Source organism: Actinomadura sediminis (assembly GCF_042675525.1).
GTDB lineage: Bacteria > Actinomycetota > Actinomycetes > Streptosporangiales > Streptosporangiaceae > Spirillospora > Spirillospora sediminis.
Genome location: NZ_JBHTJA010000043.1, coordinates 26,630 through 42,742, shown reverse-complemented (window position 1 = coordinate 42,742; position 16,113 = coordinate 26,630). Strand labels below are relative to the sequence as shown.

Below are 16,113 nucleotides of genomic sequence, written 5' to 3'. Positions count from 1 at the left end.
GGAGCACACACGAATCCGCCGCGAAGCCTTGACCCCGAGGGGTGCCCTTCTTAGAGTTTCTCGGCAACAGACTATCGAAGAGTTTCGAAAAATTTCGAGCGATTCTTTTTTCGCCCTTCGGGCCCGGCCCTGTCCCCCCTCGCCCACCCCCTTCCAGGAGGCCACCATGGGCATCTCACAGCCGTCCCGCCGTTCCCTGCTGACCGCGCTGTCCGCGGGCGCCGCCATCGCCGTCGCCGCGCCGGCGCTCACCGCCTGCGGCGGCGACGGGTCCGGCTCCGGCAAGGTCACGATCGAATGGCTCGACATCGCCACCACCGAGCCGTCCAAGACCATCTATCCGGAGATCGCCGCGGCCTACGAGGCGGCGCACCCGAACGTCGACATCCAGTTGACGAACATGGAGAACGACGCGTTCAAGGCCAAGATGACGGCCGTGACCGCGTCCGGCGACCTGCCCGACATCTTCGTGACCTGGGGCGGGGGCGTCCTCAAGCAGCGCATCGACGCCGGGCTCGTCAAGCCGGTCGACGACTCCGCCTTCCTGGACGGCTTCATGCCGGTCGCCCTGCAGCCGTACCAGTTCGACGGCAAGACCTACGCCGTCCCGTACGACATGGGCATGGTCGGGTTCTGGTACAACAAGGACCACTTCGAGAAGGCCGGGATCGCCGAGCCCCCCGCGACCTGGGCGCAGTTCCTCGACGCCGTCCGCAAGCTGAAGACCGCCGGGATCACCCCGATCGCCCTGGCCGGCAAGGACAAGTGGCCCGGGCACTACTACTGGGCCTACCTCGCGCTCCGCCTCGCCGGGCCGGACGGCGTGAAGCAGGCGGCCGAAGCCCAGAACTTCGGCACGCCCCCGTTCGTCCAGGCCGGGCAGAAGCTCAAGGAGCTCATCGACCTCGACCCGTTCCAGCAGGGCTTCCAGGGCGCCGCGTACGACGCCCCCGGCGGGCAGGCCGCCACCATGGGGGCCGGCAAGGCCGGCATGGAGCTGATGGGCCAGTGGGCGCCCGTCGTGCAGAAGGACGCCTCCGGGCAGGACCTCGGCGACGCCCTCGGCTTCTTCCCGTTCCCCGCCGTCGAAGGCGGCCCGGGCAAGGTCACCGACGTGTTCGGCGGCGGCAACGGGCACGCGCTGGGCAAGGACGCCCCGCCCGAGGCGCTCGACTTCCTCAAGTTCCTGATGAACAAGGAGAACGAGGCGCGGCTCGTGTCGTCCGGCGCGTTCATGCCCGTCGTCAAGGGCGCCGAGAGCGCGATCGAGGACGCCAACCGCAAGCAGGTCGCCGGGATGCTGAACGGCGCGACCGGGTTCCAGCTCTACCTCGACCAGGCGTTCCCGCCCGCCGTCGGGCAGGAGGTCAACGACGGCGTGGCCCAGCTCATGGGCGGCCAGGCCACCCCGCAGCAGGTCGCGCAGTCGATCACCGAGGCGGCCGAGAAGGCATGACGCTGTCCTCCACGTCGAGGTCGTCCGCGTCGAGGTCGCCGAAGTCGGCCGCGCCCCCGCCGGGCGGCCCGCCGCCGCGGCGGCGCCCGGCCCGCGGACGGCGGCTGCGCGGCTGGTTCGCCACCACCTGGTTCCTCGTCCCGGCGCTGCTGGTCTTCGTCCTGTTCGTGCTGGTCCCGATCGCGATCGCCCTCTACACGAGCTTCTTCCGGTGGGGCGGGTTCGGGTGGCCCGAGGACTTCGCCGGGCTCGGCAACTTCCGCGAGCTGTTCGCCGACCCGGTGTTCCGCGGCGACCTGTGGCGCGGGCTCGTCCTGGTCGTCCTGTCGGTCGCGGTGCAGCTTCCGCTCGCGCTCGGCACGGCCGTCCTGCTCAACCAGCGGATGCGCGGCCGCGCGGTCTACCGGGCGATCTTCTTCGCGCCCTACATCCTGTCGGAGGTCATCGCCGGGGTCCTGTTCGGGATGATCTTCCTGCCCGGCTCGGGTCTGGCCGACGCCCTGATCGAGGACGTCCCGCTCGTGGGCGGCCTCGCCGGCACCTGGTTCTCCGACCCCGGCACCGCGCTGCCCACGCTGTTCGCCGTGATGACGTGGAAGTACTTCGGCTTCCACATGATGATCTACCTGGCCGGGCTGCAGGGCATCCCCAAGGAGGTCCTCGAGGCCGCGGCGATCGACGGCGCGGGCCCCTGGCACCGGTTCCGGCACGTCACCCTGCCCCTCCTCGCGCCCACCATCCGGATCAGCGTGTTCCTGTCCGTCATCGGCGCGATCCAGCTCTTCGACCTCGTGTGGGTCACGACCGGCGGCGGGCCCACGCACTCCACCGAAACGATGGCCGTCTCCATGTTCCAGTTCGGATTCCAGCGCTACCAGATGGGTTACGCGAGCGCGATCAGCGTCGTCATGTTCGCCATCAGCCTCGTGTTCTCCCTGCTCTACCAGCGTTTCGCGCTCCGCCGCGACCTGCAGGGCGCCATGACCTCGGGAGGCGGGCGATGAGCGCGGCGACCCGGAGGCTCCGCGGCCTGTCGCGGCACGCGCTCGTCTGGATCCTCGGCTCCTTCATCGTCGTCCCGCTGCTGTACGCGGTGCTGTCGGGGTTCAAGACGACCGGGGACCTGACCGACGACCCGTTCGGGCTGCCCTCGCCCTGGCAGGTGTCGAACTACACCGGCATCCTGGGGTCGGGCGACTTCTGGCGGCAGGTCGGCAACAGCATCATGATCGCGACCGCGACGGCGCTGATCACCGTCGCGGTCTCGGCGCTCGCCGCGTTCGCGTTCGCCCGCTACGCGTTCCGCGGCCGCGAGGCGTTCTTCACCCTGTTCGCGGTCGGCCTGATGTTCCCGCCCGCCGTCGCGGTGCTGCCGCTGTTCGTCCTGCTGCGCACCTTCGGCCTGCTCGACAACCCGCTCGGCGTCATCCTCCCCCAGGCCGCGTTCGCGCTGCCGATGACGATCATCATCCTGCGGGCGTTCTTCCGGACGATCCCCGGCGACCTGGAGGAGGCCGCCATCATCGACGGCTGCTCGCGGTTCGCGTTCTTCTGGCGCATCCTCCTGCCGATGGCCCGCCCCGCCATCGGCACGGTCTCGGTCCTCGCGATCGTCACGAGCTGGAACAACTTCTTCCTCCCGCTGCTCGTGTTCACCAACCCCAGATGGCACACGATCCCCGTCGGGATCCAGCAGTTCCAGGGCCAGTACTCGACGAACTACGCGCTGGTGTTCGCCTACATCGTCCTGGCGATGATCCCCGCGCTCGCCTTCTACGCCGTCGCCGAGCGCCAGCTCATCGGCGGCCTCACCGCGGGCGCCACGAAGGGATGAAGCCGACGAACATGCACGTTATGGCCGTCCGCTGGGTACGGAGCCCTTCGAGGCCGGCAAGGGAGGCGGCGACCGATGATCCAAGTGGTGCTGTTCGACGTCAACGAGACGCTGGGCGACCTGTCCTGCCTGCGCGCACGCCTGGAGGACGTCGGCGCGCCCGGCCACCTCCTCCCCACCTGGTTCGCCGGGACCCTCCGCGACGGCATGGGGCTGACCGCCGCCGGGGCCTACGCCGACTTCGCCGAGGTCGCCGACTGCGGCCTGCGGAGCCTCCTCACCGGCCTGGACGGCTGGGCCGGCGACGCGCGCCGCGCCTCCGCCCACGTCGTCAGCGGCTTCACCGACCTCGACGTGCACCCCGACGTCCCGGACGCCGTCCACGCCCTGCACGCCACCGGCCTGCGCCTGGCGACCCTCACCAACGGGTCCGTCGCCGTCACCGAACGCCTGCTGGAGCGCGCCGGTCTCCGCGCCCGTTTCGAGACGCTGCTCGACGTCTCCGCCCCGCGCGCGTGGAAACCCGCCGCCGCCGCGTACCGGCACGCCGTCGACCGCCTCGACACCGCCCCCGACCGCGTCCTTCTCGTCGCCGTCCACCCGTGGGACGTCGACGGCGCCCGCCGCGCGGGCCTGCGCGCCGCGTGGCTGAACCGCGACGCCCTCCCCTATCCCTCGATGTTCGAGCCCCCCGACCACACGATCACCGACCTCCGCGACCTCCCGGACGTCCTCACCGCTTGACCCGCCACGGCCGCCCTGGCCGCCGCCGAGGGCCTGCCGGACCGAGCCCCGCTCGGACATGTCCGCTCACAAAGTTCGACCAACCGGGCCCGGACGCGGTGATTTCCGCCGCCGTCCCCGGTCGACACATCAGAGAGGACCACCCGAGCCGAGGAGGCACCATGACCGAGCAGACGGCCCGCGCCCTTCCCCCGGTCGTCGACCGGCGGACCTGGCAGGCCGCACTCGACGATCTGCGGGAGCGGGAGAAGGCCGCCACCCGCGAACTCGACGCCATCGCCGCGCAACGCCGCAGACTGCCGATGGTCGAGCTCCCCGACTACACGCTCATCGGTCCGGACGGCCCGGTCCGGCTGGTCGACGTGTTCGACGGGCGCTCCCAGCTCATCGTCTACAACCACATGTGGTCCGACGGCGCGGAGTGGCAGTGCGGCGGCTGCACGGGGTTCACGTCGCAGTACGTCCGGCTGGACTTCCTGGACAACTACGACGCCCGGTTCGTCATCGTCACCAACGGCCCCATCGAGGAGGCGCTCGCCTACAAGGCCAAGGTCGGCAACAAGATGGACTGGTACTCCTCGTCGGAGAGCTCCTTCGGCGCCGACATGGACGCGCCGCCCGGCGGAGGCTTCGCGGTGAACGTGTTCCTCCGCGACGGCGACACGGTCTACCGCACCTGGCACACCAGCGGCCGCGGCACCGAACAGCTCAGCCACACGTTCGCGCTGGTCGACGTCCTGCCGTGGGGCCGTCAGGAGGAGTGGCAGGACTCCCCCGACGGCTGGCCGAAGTCGCCCACCTACTCCAAGTGGCTGGACTCTCCCGATGTCGCCCGCCTCTACGGCCCGGAGGCGGACGCCGACGCGAGGCCGTGACGCCGACGACGCCGGATCCTTTCTCAGCGGCCGCTCCGCTCAGAGGTCGTACACGCCCCGCTTGATCTCCGTCAGCAGCGCGTTCCACGTTCCGCCGTCCAGGGCGAGGCACCCGCCGTCCGGGTCCTTGGAGTCGCGAACCAGATGGTCCTGGCCAAGGACGGCGGCTTCCACGCAGCCATTGGCCCCTTCACTGAAGCTGCTCTTCCGGAAGGCGGCACAGGCCGGGTCGAGATTAACCACTTTGTCCCTCCTTGCATTCAATGCGCGGCAAGCCGTTCGAGCATAGCCAGGGACTCTTCGGGGCTCAGGGCCATGGCCCCCATCTGCTCGAACGCGAGGGAGTACGTGTGCACCTCCTTCTCGTCCTCGATGTACAGCGCACTGGTCATGTTCTCGACGTACACGATGTCCGGGGTGAAGCGCTGAGGGAAACCGACCAGCGTGAAGCTACCCACCACGCCCGGATGGCCACCGGCCCCCAGCGGCATGACCTGGAACATCACGTTCGGCAGATCGGCCAGTTCGAGGATGCGCTTGTACTGCGCGCGCATGACCTCTGCCCCTCCGATCACGCGCCGCAAGGCGGTCTCGTCCAGGATCGACCAAAGGCGTACGGGATCGTCGCGTTCGAGCCACGCCTGCTGCCGAGCCATCCGCGCTGCAACTCGCCGTTCCACCTCGGAGGCCGGAGAAAAGCGCATGAGGATGGACTTCGCTACGTGTTTGGTGTACTCGTCCGTCTGCATCAAGCCATGAACGAGTCCCATGGTGTAGGAGTTCAGCCACTCGGCCTCGGCCTCCAGGCCCATGTAAGTGGCGTAGTCCGTGGGAAGTGTGCTCGCGTAAGCGTCCCACCATCCACGCTGTCGGGCCGTCCGGGCGAAGCGGACGAGCGCCTCCATGCGCGGTCCGCTCATGCCATATGCCGCGAGGATCTCCTGCACCTCGGAGGCCGAGACTCGCCGAACGGCGTTCTCGATACGCGACAGTTTGGTCTTGCTCCAATTGAGCCGTTCGGCGGCCTCTTCCAGGTTCATGGGGGTGTTCGTCTCGCGCAGACGGCGCAACTCGCCTGCGAGACGGCGCTCACGGATGGTCGGCGGCCTTCCTGACATGTGACCGATCATGCCCGCTGTGTAATCGGCCGACAAGCTGATCGACTCAAGTTCCCAAGATCATGTCTGGATTCCTTCCTTAAAACTGTTGCGGACACCATGGCGAGCGCGCACCATGTCAGCAGACCTGCACGGACGGTGACTGTCCGGTCACAGTCACGGCGGGGCGTTCGCTGACGGAGGTGCTCCCCTTGGTGATCGACGAGTTCCCCAACCTGGCCGCGGGCGGTGTGTGCGCGTGGCGGCTCCCCGCCGACGAGACCGGGCCCGCGGCGGCTCGGACGCTGCTGCACAGGACGATGTCCCGGCTCGGGCTGGGACGGGACGTGATCGAAGACGGCAGGCTCGCCGTGTCCGAGACCGCGACGAACGCGCTGCGCCACGCGCGTCCGTCGACCGGCCGTCCGCACCCGCCGCCGGAGCTGTGGATATGGGCCCGGACGGCGCCCGCGCCGCAGCTCGTCGTCTCGGTGTTCGACCACGCGCGGGACGTCCGCCCCCGCACGTCCGGGGCCGGGCTGCTGGACGAGCACGGCAAGGGGCTCGGGCTGCTCTCCGAGTTCACGGCCGGGTGGGGTTCGGCCCCGTCCCGGTCGCGGACGGCGGGCCGCCCCGTGCCCGGTAAGACCGTCTGGTTCGCGCTCCCCCTGCCGGGCGACTGGCCGGGGTGCCGGCTCACCGTGTCGCCGGGGACGGCCGCCCAGTGCCTCCTGCTCGCGATGGCCCGGCGCGGGATGGACGGACGGCGCAGCGGCGACCGGGACGGGATCTCCGTGGTCGAGCTTCCCGGGCTCAACGTCTGGGTCCTGGAGCGCCACTTCACCTGGCGGCCCCAGCCCGAACGGTTCGTCCGCCGTCCGCTGGTGGACCTCCAGGAGACCGTCGAAGACCTCGTCAGGCACTTCGAGGGTTCGAGGGAGTGGCCTGATGCGGCGAAAGCGCCCCACAAAGACGATCTTGGTTGTTGGATGGGTCCTGACGGCCCGAGCACCCCCGAGTGAGGATGGCAGCGTGACGGACGAGACGTCCCCGATCAACTCCGAGATCCCGCAGACCGCCCGCATCTGGAACTACTGGCTGGGCGGCAAGGACAACTTCGAGGTCGACCGGCAGGTCGGCGAGGAGATCCTGAAGGTCATCCCGAACATGGCGCTGATGGCCCGGGCGACGCGCCAGTTCCTGCAGCGCGCCGTGCACCATCTCGCGGCCGATCTGGGCGTCCGGCAGTTCCTCGACATCGGGACGGGCCTGCCGACGGCCGACAACACGCACCAGGTCGCGCAGCGGGCCGTCCCGGACGCGCGGGTGGTGTACGTGGACAACGACCCGCTCGTCCTGACCCACGCGCGGGCTCTGCTGACGGGCACGCCGGAGGGGGCGACCGCGTACCTGCCCGCCGACCTGCGCGAGCCCGAGAAGATCATTACGGGCGCGGCCGAGACGCTCGACTTCGACGAGCCCGTCGCGCTCCTGCTGATGGGGATCCTCGGCCACATGACCGACTACGACGAGGGGCGGTCGATCGTCCGGCGGCTGGTGGACGCGCTGCCGAGCGGCAGCTACCTCGCCCTGTACGACGCCACGAACGTGGTCGACCCGGCGACCGCAGAGGCCATCCAGATCTGGAACCGGTCCGCCGAGCCGCCGTACATCCTGCGGACGCCGGAGCAGCTCGCGGGCTTCTTCGAGGGCCTGGAGCTCCTGCCGCCCGGCCTCGTCTCCTGCCCGCTGTGGCATCCGCCGTCCACCGACATCGGCACGGCCGAGGAGATCGACGAGTTCTGCGGCGTCGCCCGTAAACCCTGAGACCGGTCGGTTCGTCACCGGCGGGCTCTACGCTCACCGGCCATGACAGCCAAAAGGAAGCCGGCCGTGCCGCCGCGGCCGATCGCGGCGGGGGACGTCGTGGCCGCGTTCTGCGCCGAACTCGGCGAGTGGACGGCGGCGCAGATCGTCGGGATCGACGCCGAGTGGGAGAAGGCGGCGGTGCTCGACCTGGACTGGTCCGGGCCCGAGCCCATGTCGGTCGGCGAACTCGGTGACGTGACGCCGCTGAGGATGACGCACCATTCGTGGAACGGGAACCTCGCGTACTGCAATTTCGAGTGGGTGCTTCCGCGCAGTTACAAGGTGGTCGGGCGGATGCCGCTGCTGCACGACGGTCCGTCGAGCAGTTACGGCTTCGGCTGGCGGCTCGGTGACCGGCTCGCCCGGCAGCGGCGGTGGGACGCGGGGGTGCGGGAGGACCCGCCGACCCCGTGGAAGCTGACGTGCACCGGCGACGAGGTCGACGGGACGGCCGAGGCACGTCCGGACGTCACCCACCTGGCCGTCCGGGACGTCGGGACGCTCGACTGCGGGCGGATCGCCCGGCTCTTTCCGAACCTGACGAACCTCGATCTGCGCGGCGATCTCGGGCTGCTCGCGGCGGCGGGACGGCTGAACGAGCTGACGGCGCTGAAGGAGCTCTCCATCGCCGATCTGTTCGGGATGACGAAAGAGGACCGCCTGAAGCCGCGGTGCACGCCCCACCTGGAGGCGTTGTACCTGGACGGCGTCCCGGCCGAGTACGCGAACGCGATGCGCTCGACGTGGCGGCCGGAGATCCCGAACGGGACGCACGTCGAGATCCGCGGCGCCCGCAAACCGGAATGGGTCGCCGAGAACCGGGACAACCCGCTCCGCGACTGGGACGGGCGCGGCAACATCAGCAAGACGAACTTCAAGAAGTCGGTCGCGCAGTACAAGGCGACGCGGCACGCGGTCATGGCGGTGTTCTCGGAGGGTGCTGGGGCCGATCGGCCGCAGCGGCTGACCGGGATCGGGCGCGAGTTCGGAGAGGCGTTCAACGAGTTCGATCGCCGCGCGGGCTTCATCGAGACCGTCGAACGCGAGGAGCTGTTCGACGTGCTGCACCGCATCGCGAAGGACGCCGAGGCCGCGTTCGGCCTCGAACCGGGGTGGGTGTTCGAGAGCCTCGCCTCGGGAACGGAATCCGTCCGCGACTGGTGACCGGTCAGCCGCGGGCGTCCGGCCGGGGGCGCTTCCGCAGGGAGGCGCCCGCGGCGCGTTCGGCGGCGGCGTGCCACCAGGCGGGCGGGGACGGACCGACGATCTCGGAGGTCGGCTGGTCGGGGTGGAGCCCGAGGCGGCGCAGCGCGTCGGGGTCGACGCGGACGTCGTACCGGCCTCGCCAGCGGCCGGTGCGGGGGTCGGGGCCGCAGGCCAGCCCGACGACGACCTCATCGTCGCGGAACGGCGTCCAGTCGATGCCGCGTTCGCGCAGTCAACCCCGCGTCGCCGCCATGGGCGACGGGGCGCCGGGCAGGTTCTCGTACGAGGTGATGAGGATCCAGTCGCCGTGGGCGGTCATATGGCCATGATGCCCGAAGGTTCCGTTGCTTGGCCGGACGGCTGCCGCGTCGCCCCGGGGCCTGGCCGCCGGTAGGGGGACGCGTTCGCCGAGGTCCGCACGGCGGGCAGCGTCGTCCGGCGGGGCACCGGAGGTCTCTCTCGGCGCGGGGCCGGGGCGTCCGGCATCCGGGGGGCCGGGCCGGGCGGGGGCGCGTTAGGGTGTGGGCGGCGACAAGCGGAGGAAGCCGGTGCGAGTCCGGCGCTGTCCCGCAACTGTCACCGGGGAGCGGACCCCACGGAAGGCCACTGCGCGAGCGGGAAGGCCGGGGCGAGCGTCGATCCGGGAGCCAGGAGACTCCGCGTCGCCGCCGCTTCCCTGCGATTCGGGGCGAGGACCCCGGGTGAGGACTCGATTCGCGTGATCCTGCTGCTGTCCACCTCGGACACCGACCTGCTCAGCGCGCGCGCCAGTGGCGCCGACTTCCGTCTCGCGAACCCCGCGCGGGTCGCGGTGGAGGACCTTCCCGGACTCGTCGAAGGCACCGACCTGGTGGTGGTGCGGTTGCTCGGCGGGCGGCGGGCCTGGGAAGAGGGGCTGGACGCCCTCCTCGCGGGGCCCCGGCCGGTGGTGGTGATCAGCGGCGAGCAGGTTCCGGACGCCGAGCTGATGGGGCTGTCGACGGTCCCGGCCGGGGTCGCGGCGGAGGCGCACGCGTATCTCGCGCACGGCGGGCCCGGGAATCTGGGCGAGCTGTTCCGGTTCCTTTCGGACACCGTGCTGCTCACCGGGTTCGGGTTCGCGCCGCCCGCGGAGACGCCCACGTGGGGCGTCCTGGAGCGGGACGCGGCGGACGGCGAAGGGCCGCTGGTCGGGGTCCTGTACTACCGGGCGCACCACCTCGCCGGGAACACCGCGTTCGTGGACGCGCTGTGCCGGGCGATCGAGTCGAAGGGCGGCCGGGCGCTGCCGGTGTTCTGCGCCTCGCTGCGGACGGCCGAGCCCGGGTTGCTGGAGACGCTCGGGCGCGTGGACGCGCTGGTCGTGACGGTCCTGGCGGCGGGCGGGACGAAGCCGGCGCTCGCGGGGGCGGGCGGGGACGACGAGGCGTGGGACGTCGGCGCGCTCGCGGACCTGGACGTCCCGATCCTGCAGGGGCTGTGCCTGACGAGCGAGCGGGCCGCGTGGGAGGAGAACGACGACGGGCTGTCGCCGCTGGACACCGCGACGCAGGTGGCGGTGCCGGAGTTCGACGGGCGGCTGATCACGGTGCCGTTCTCGTTCAAGGAGACGGACGAGGACGGGCTCAGCGTCTACGTGGCCGACGAGGAGCGGGCCGCGCGGGTCGCGGGGATCGCGGTGCGGCACGGGGCGCTGCGGCACGTGGCCCCGGCGGACAAGCGGGTCGCGCTGATGCTTTCGGCGTACCCGACGAAGCACGCGCGGATCGGCAACGCGGTCGGGCTGGACACGCCGGCGAGCGTGGTGCGGCTGCTCGCGGCGCTGCGCGAGCGGGGCTACGACGTCGGGGACGCGCTGCCGGACGAGGGCGACGCGCTGATGCACGCGCTGATCGAGGCGGGCGGGCAGGACGCCGGCTGGCTGACCGAGGAGCAGCTCGAGCGGAACCCGGTGCGGGTCCCGCGGGCCGAGTACGAGGCCTGGTACCGGACGCTGCCGGACGGGCTGCGCGAGGGCATCGAGCGGCACTGGGGGCCGCCGCCGGGCGAGCTGTTCGTGGACGGCGACGACATCGTCCTCGCGGCGCTGCGGTCGGGGAACGTGGTGGTGATGGTGCAGCCGCCGCGCGGGTTCGGGGAGAACCCGGTCGCGATCTACCACGACCCGGACCTGCCGCCGAGCCACCACTACCTGGCCGCGTACCGGTGGCTGGAGGCCGAGTTCGGCGCCCATGCGGTCGTGCACGTGGGCAAGCACGGGAATCTGGAGTGGCTGCCGGGCAAGGCCGCGGGGATGTCCGCCGAGTGCGGGCCCGACGCGGCGCTGGGCGATCTGCCGCTGATCTACCCGTTCCTGGTGAACGACCCCGGTGAGGGCACGCAGGCGAAGCGGCGGGCGCACGCGACGCTCGTCGACCATCTGATCCCGCCGATGGCGCGGGCGGAGAGCTACGGCGACATCGCGCGGCTGGAGCAGCTCCTCGACGAGCACGCGAACGTCGCCGCGATGGACCCGGCGAAGCTTCCGGCGATCCGGGCGCAGATCTGGACGCTGATCCAGGCGGCCCGGCTCGACCACGACCTCGGGCTGGACGACCGTCCGCACGACGCGGAGTTCGACGACTTCCTGCTGCACGTGGACGGGTGGTTGTGCGAGGTCAAGGACGTGCAGATCCGGGACGGCCTGCACGTGCTGGGCGTCGCGCCGGACGGGGGCACCCGGGTCGACCTGGTGCTGGCGATGCTGCGGGCCCGGCAGTTGTGGGGCGGCACGCAGTCGCTTCCGGGGCTGCGTGAAGCGCTCGGCCTGGACGAGAGTTCGTCGGATCGCGCGCAGGTCGACGCGTTCGAGGGGCGGGCGCGCGCGCTGGTCGAGGCCATGGATGACCGGGGCTGGGATCCGTCTGCGGCCGGGGAGGTCGCCGAGGGGAAGGCGGCGGAGATCCTGCGGTTCGCGGCCGAGGAGATCGTGCCCCGGCTGTCGCGGACGTCCGACGAGATCGGCATGGTGCTGCACGCGCTGGACGGCGGGTACGTCCCGGCGGGGCCGAGCGGTTCGCCGCTGCGGGGCCTGATCAACGTCCTGCCGACGGGCCGCAACTTCTACTCGGTCGACCCGAAGGCGGTCCCGTCCCGGCTGGCGTACGAGACGGGCCGCGCGATGGCGGACTCGCTGCTCGAACGGTATCGGGACGAGACGGGCGAGTGGCCGCGCTCGGTGGGCCTGTCGGTGTGGGGCACCAGCGCGATGCGGACGTCGGGCGACGACATCGCCGAGGTGCTCGCGCTGCTCGGCGTCCGCCCGGTGTGGGACGAGGCGTCGCGGCGGGTCACCGGGCTGGAGGCCGTGCCGCTGGAGGAACTGGGGCGCCCGCGCATCGACGTGACGGTCCGGATCAGCGGCTTCTTCCGCGACGCGTTCCCGCACGCGGTGGCGATGCTGGACGACGCGGTCCTGCTGGTGGCCGCGCTGGACGAACGCGACGACGACAACTTCGTGCGCGCGCACGTCCGGGCGGACACGGCGGCGCACGGCGACGAGCGGCGCGCGACCATGCGGGTGTTCGGGTCGCGGCCGGGCGCCTACGGCGCGGGCATCCTGCCGCTGATCGACAGCCGGAACTGGCGCGACGACTCCGACCTCGCCGAGGTGTACGCGGTGTGGGGCGGCTACGCGTACGGGCGCGGCCTGGACGGCGTCCCGGCGCGCGGCGACATGGAGAGCGCGTACCGGCGGATCAGCGTGGCCGCGAAGAACACCGACACGCGCGAGCACGACATCGCCGACTCCGACGACTACTTCCAGTACCACGGCGGGATGATTGCCACGGTGCGGGCCCTCACGGGGAAGGCGCCGAAGGCGTACATCGGCGACAGCACCCGCCCGGACGCCGTCCGGACGCGGACGCTCGACGAGGAGACGTCCCGCGTGTTCCGCGCGCGGGTGGTGAACCCGCGGTGGCTCGCGGCGATGCGCAGGCACGGGTACAAGGGCGCGTTCGAGCTGGCCGCGACGGTCGACTACCTGTTCGGGTACGACGCCACGGCCGGGGTCGTCGCCGACTGGATGTACGAGAAGCTCGCCCGGACGTACGCGCTCGACGAGGAGAACCGCGCGTTCTTCGAGCGGTCGAACCCGTGGGCGCTGCACGGCATCGCCGAACGCCTGCTGGAGGCGGCCGACCGGGGCATGTGGGAGCACCCGGAGCAGGCCACCCTCGACGCGCTCAAGCGGCTCTACCTGGAGGTCGAGGGCGACCTCGAGGACGGCTGACCGGGCGGCGGCGCGGCGCTACCCGGCGCGGCCGGCGGAGCCGAGGAGGTCCTCGAAGGGGACCGGGTTCTCGTAGGGGTCGTCCCGGGCGGGGGCCGGGCGGCCCGCGACCAGGGCGGCCAGTTCGGCGCCCGCGCGGGCGACGCGCTCGCCGAGCGCGTCCTCGCCGCTCCCCCAGTCCGCGGACGCCGCGTACACGGCCGTCGGGACGACGTTCGCCCGCAGGTACGCCAGCAGCGGGCGGACGGCGAAGTCGAGGGCGAGCGAGTGCCGCTCGGTGCCGCCGGTCGCGCCGATCAGCGCGGGCGTCCCGTCCAGGGCGCCGCGGTCGAGGACGTCGAAGAACGTCTTGAACAGGCCGCTGTAGGACGCGTTGAACACCGGCGTGACGGCGACGAGGCCGTCCGCGCCGGTCACGGTCTCGACGGCGGCGCGGAAGTCGCCGGACGGGAAGCCGGTGAGGGTGGCGTCGACCATCGCGTGCGCGTGGTCGCGGAGCTCGACCGGCTCGATGACGACGTCGGCGCCGTGCTCGGCGCGCAGGGCGTCCGCGGCGGCCCCGGCGAGCCGGTCGGCCAGCAGGCGGGTGGACGACGGGCGGCCGAGGCCGGCCGACACGACGGCGAGAGTGCGGGTGGTGCTCATCGGGCCTCCTCGGCGGCCTTCGCGGCGCGGGCCGCGTGCGTCGGGGCGGTGGCCGGGACGTGCGCCGGGCGCAGCGCCTCGAACTCCTTGCGCAGCACGGGGACGACCTCCTCGCCGAGGATGTCGAGCTGCTCCAGGACGGTCTTCAGCGGCAGGCCCGCGTGGTCCATGAGGAAGAGCTGGCGCTGGTAGTCGCCGAAGTGGTCGCGGAACGTCAGCGTCCGGTCGATGACCTGCTGCGGGCTGCCGACGGTGAGCGGCGTCTGGGCCGTGAACTCCTCCAGCGACGGGCCGTGCCCGTACACGGGGGCGTTGTCGAAGTAGGGGCGGAACTCGCGGACGGCGTCCTGGGAGTTCTTGCGCATGAACACCTGCCCGCCGAGCCCGACGATGGCCTGGTCGGCGGAGCCGTGCCCGTAGTGCTCGTAGCGCTGCCGGTAGAGGCCGATGAGCCGCTGGAAGTGCGTGGTGGGCCAGAAGATGTGGTTCGCGAAGAACCCGTCGCCGTAGTAGGCGGCCTGCTCGGCGATCTCCGGGCTGCGGATCGAGCCGTGCCAGACGAACGGCGGGACGCCGTCCAGCGGGCGGGGCGTCGAGGTGAACGACTGCAGCGGCGTGCGGAACTCGCCCTCCCAGTCGACGACGTCCTCGCGCCACAGCCGATGCAGGAGGTGGTAGTTCTCGATCGCGAGCGGGATGCCGTTGCGGATGTCCTGGCCGAACCACGGGTAGACCGGGCCGGTGTTGCCGCGCCCCATCATCAGGTCGACGCGGCCGTCCGCGAGGTGCTGCAGCATCGCGAAGTCCTCGGCGATCTTCACCGGGTCGTTGGTGGTGATCAGCGTGGTCGCGGTCGACAGCACGAGCCGTTCGGTGCGGGCCGCGATGTAGCCGAGCATCGTCGTCGGCGAGGACGGGACGAACGGCGGGTTGTGGTGCTCGCCGCTCGCGAAGACGTCCAGCCCGACCTCCTCGGCCTTCAGCGCGATCGCGACCATGGCCTTGATCCGCTCGGCCTCGGTGGGCGTCCGGCCGTTGGTCGGGTCCATGGTGACGTCGCCGACCGAGAAGATCCCGAACTGCATGTCGGCCTCCCAAATAGTAGAACGTTCAACCATCCTAACCCGGCCCGGCGGGGACCTATTCCAGGGCGCCGGTCAGGCCGGAGCCACGCTGCCGCGCAGCGCGTCGGCCAGCCACAGGACGACCGCGCCCGGAGCGGCCGCGTCCCCGATCACCTCGCCGTTCAGCGCCCAGTACCGGCGCATCCGCGGGTCCTGCTCCGGCGCGACGGCCGGCAGGAGGGAGCGGCGGAACTCCACCGAGTCCCGCTCGCGCCGGCCCGCCGCGTGCGCGTCCACGAACCGCTCCAGGGCCGGTCCCGCCTCCGGTGCCCGGCCCGCGCGCACGAGCGGCATCGCCAGCTCGACGGCCTCGCGCATCCCGTACAGCAGCGTCGGCTCGTCCACGACCCGCTCGGCGTTCCGGCGGCCCCCCTCGCGCAGCCGCCGGAACAGGGCGCGGTCCCCCGCCACCGCGACCATCCCCGCGTACGCGACGACCTGCTCCGGCGTGGGATCGGCCGGCGGCTCGGGCACCGTCATCTCCAGGTGCACCCGCACCACCTCGTCGGGCACCCGCACCACGACCCGGCGGCGCCAGAAGTCCAAGAGCGCCTCGTGCGCCCGCGGCCCGTCCTGCACGGCCGCCAGCAGGTCGAGACGCGCCGCGCGCTCGGCGGGATCCGCGTCCTCGACCGCGCGCAGCGACGCGCGCCGCCACGCCAGCGCCGACAACTCGGCGTCCAGCGCGGCCCGCTCCGCGGCGACCGCCTCGTCCAGCGACCGCTCACCCGCCAGCACGGCCGTGATCGCGGGCAGGCCGAGCCCGAGCCCGCGCAGCCGCCGGACGAGCCGCAGCCGGTCGGCCGCTGCCGCGTCGAACCGCCGGTGCCCGCCCGCGCTGCGCACCGGTTCGAGAATCCCCTCGTCGCAGTAGAACCGGATCGTGCGCACCGGCACCCCGGTGAGCGCCGACAGGTCCCCGATCGCGAGCGATGTGCCGTCCGTCACAGCTACTTGAACCTCCACCGGACTGGAGTTCCTACGGTACGCGTGCACGCACCGGAAGAGAGG

Annotated in this window: 14 protein-coding genes and 1 riboswitch; of the genes, 9 read left to right on the top strand and 5 right to left on the bottom strand. The window is 71.8% G+C overall.

Translation table 11 applies throughout. The features are described from left to right. Positions 1 to 166: 166 nt before the first annotated feature. From ACFQ11_RS20955 to ACFQ11_RS20935, 5 genes are all read left to right on the top strand, one after another. Positions 167 to 1,456, top strand: coding sequence for an extracellular solute-binding protein (locus tag ACFQ11_RS20955; RefSeq protein ID WP_378301107.1), 1,290 nt, complete (start codon positions 167 to 169; stop codon positions 1,454 to 1,456). Continuing rightward, complete coding sequence (locus ACFQ11_RS20950; RefSeq protein WP_378301105.1) at positions 1,453 to 2,460, top strand: carbohydrate ABC transporter permease; 1,008 nt, start codon at positions 1,453 to 1,455, stop codon at positions 2,458 to 2,460. Before ACFQ11_RS20955 ends, ACFQ11_RS20950 begins: the two co-directional genes overlap by 4 nt. After that, on the top strand, positions 2,457 to 3,290 hold the full coding sequence (locus ACFQ11_RS20945; protein WP_378301103.1) for a carbohydrate ABC transporter permease: 834 nt from the start codon (positions 2,457 to 2,459) through the stop codon (positions 3,288 to 3,290). The genes ACFQ11_RS20950 and ACFQ11_RS20945 overlap by 4 nt, the downstream gene beginning before the upstream one ends. A gap of 75 nt (positions 3,291 to 3,365) precedes the next feature. After that, positions 3,366 to 4,034, top strand: coding sequence for a haloacid dehalogenase type II (locus tag ACFQ11_RS20940; protein ID WP_378301101.1), 669 nt, complete (start codon positions 3,366 to 3,368; stop codon positions 4,032 to 4,034). A 161-nt stretch (positions 4,035 to 4,195) separates the two neighbouring features. Further along, a complete protein-coding gene (locus ACFQ11_RS20935; protein WP_378301099.1) occupies positions 4,196 to 4,909 on the top strand; it encodes a DUF899 domain-containing protein in 714 nt (237 codons plus the stop codon). Positions 4,910 to 4,948: 39 nt separating this feature from the next. On the opposite strand, the gene ACFQ11_RS20930 is transcribed toward ACFQ11_RS20935, so the two are convergent. Beyond that, positions 4,949 to 5,152 carry a DUF397 domain-containing protein gene (locus ACFQ11_RS20930; RefSeq protein ID WP_378301097.1) on the bottom strand — a complete coding sequence of 68 codons (204 nt, stop codon included), beginning with the start codon at positions 5,150 to 5,152 and terminating at the stop codon, positions 4,949 to 4,951. A gap of 17 nt (positions 5,153 to 5,169) precedes the next feature. Next, the gene (locus ACFQ11_RS20925; protein ID WP_378301095.1) at positions 5,170 to 6,039 is read right to left on the bottom strand and encodes a helix-turn-helix domain-containing protein; all 870 of its coding nucleotides are present in this window, start codon (positions 6,037 to 6,039) and stop codon (positions 5,170 to 5,172) included. Between the two features lie 182 nt (positions 6,040 to 6,221). On the opposite strand from ACFQ11_RS20925, the gene ACFQ11_RS20920 reads away from it, so the two are divergent. From ACFQ11_RS20920 to cobN, 4 genes are all read left to right on the top strand, one after another. After that, positions 6,222 to 7,028 (top strand): ATP-binding protein, encoded by an 807-nt coding sequence (locus ACFQ11_RS20920; protein WP_378301138.1) that lies wholly within the window; start codon positions 6,222 to 6,224, stop codon positions 7,026 to 7,028. A 10-nt stretch (positions 7,029 to 7,038) separates the two neighbouring features. Continuing rightward, positions 7,039 to 7,833 (top strand): SAM-dependent methyltransferase, encoded by a 795-nt coding sequence (locus ACFQ11_RS20915; protein ID WP_378301093.1) that lies wholly within the window; start codon positions 7,039 to 7,041, stop codon positions 7,831 to 7,833. Positions 7,834 to 7,875: 42 nt separating this feature from the next. Beyond that, positions 7,876 to 9,039, top strand: coding sequence for a hypothetical protein (locus ACFQ11_RS20910; RefSeq protein ID WP_378301091.1), 1,164 nt, complete (start codon positions 7,876 to 7,878; stop codon positions 9,037 to 9,039). A gap of 581 nt (positions 9,040 to 9,620) precedes the next feature. Next, a riboswitch (cobalamin riboswitch) is annotated at positions 9,621 to 9,738 on the top strand. A gap of 61 nt (positions 9,739 to 9,799) precedes the next feature. Next, positions 9,800 to 13,333: a cobaltochelatase subunit CobN gene (gene cobN, locus ACFQ11_RS20905; RefSeq protein WP_378301089.1), complete on the top strand. Its 3,534-nt coding sequence runs from the start codon at positions 9,800 to 9,802 to the stop codon at positions 13,331 to 13,333. A gap of 18 nt (positions 13,334 to 13,351) precedes the next feature. On the opposite strand, the gene ACFQ11_RS20900 is transcribed toward cobN, so the two are convergent. From ACFQ11_RS20900 to ACFQ11_RS20890, 3 genes are all read right to left on the bottom strand, one after another. Continuing rightward, on the bottom strand, positions 13,352 to 13,978 hold the full coding sequence (locus ACFQ11_RS20900) for a CE1759 family FMN reductase (protein ID WP_378301087.1): 627 nt from the start codon (positions 13,976 to 13,978) through the stop codon (positions 13,352 to 13,354). Further along, on the bottom strand, positions 13,975 to 15,063 hold the full coding sequence (locus ACFQ11_RS20895) for an LLM class flavin-dependent oxidoreductase (protein WP_378301085.1): 1,089 nt from the start codon (positions 15,061 to 15,063) through the stop codon (positions 13,975 to 13,977). The genes ACFQ11_RS20900 and ACFQ11_RS20895 overlap by 4 nt, the downstream gene beginning before the upstream one ends. A gap of 72 nt (positions 15,064 to 15,135) precedes the next feature. After that, positions 15,136 to 16,050, bottom strand: a complete 915-nt coding sequence (locus tag ACFQ11_RS20890; RefSeq protein WP_378301083.1) for a MerR family transcriptional regulator — start codon at positions 16,048 to 16,050, stop codon at positions 15,136 to 15,138. Positions 16,051 to 16,113: the final 63 nt, after the last annotated feature.

Excerpts from the sequence above, each read along its gene's own strand:
- ACFQ11_RS20955 (WP_378301107.1), top strand. The coding sequence starts at position 167 with ATGGGCATCTCACAGCCGTCCCGCCGTTCCCTGCTGACCGCGCTGTCC.
- ACFQ11_RS20950 (WP_378301105.1), top strand. The coding sequence starts at position 1,453 with ATGACGCTGTCCTCCACGTCGAGGTCGTCCGCGTCGAGGTCGCCGAAG.
- ACFQ11_RS20945 (WP_378301103.1), top strand. The coding sequence starts at position 2,457 with ATGAGCGCGGCGACCCGGAGGCTCCGCGGCCTGTCGCGGCACGCGCTC.
- ACFQ11_RS20940 (WP_378301101.1), top strand. The coding sequence starts at position 3,366 with ATGATCCAAGTGGTGCTGTTCGACGTCAACGAGACGCTGGGCGACCTG.
- ACFQ11_RS20935 (WP_378301099.1), top strand. The coding sequence starts at position 4,196 with ATGACCGAGCAGACGGCCCGCGCCCTTCCCCCGGTCGTCGACCGGCGG.
- ACFQ11_RS20925 (WP_378301095.1), bottom strand. The coding sequence starts at position 6,039 with ATGATCGGTCACATGTCAGGAAGGCCGCCGACCATCCGTGAGCGCCGT.
- ACFQ11_RS20910 (WP_378301091.1), top strand. The coding sequence starts at position 7,876 with ATGACAGCCAAAAGGAAGCCGGCCGTGCCGCCGCGGCCGATCGCGGCG.
- ACFQ11_RS20900 (WP_378301087.1), bottom strand. The coding sequence starts at position 13,978 with ATGAGCACCACCCGCACTCTCGCCGTCGTGTCGGCCGGCCTCGGCCGC.
- ACFQ11_RS20895 (WP_378301085.1), bottom strand. The coding sequence starts at position 15,063 with ATGCAGTTCGGGATCTTCTCGGTCGGCGACGTCACCATGGACCCGACC.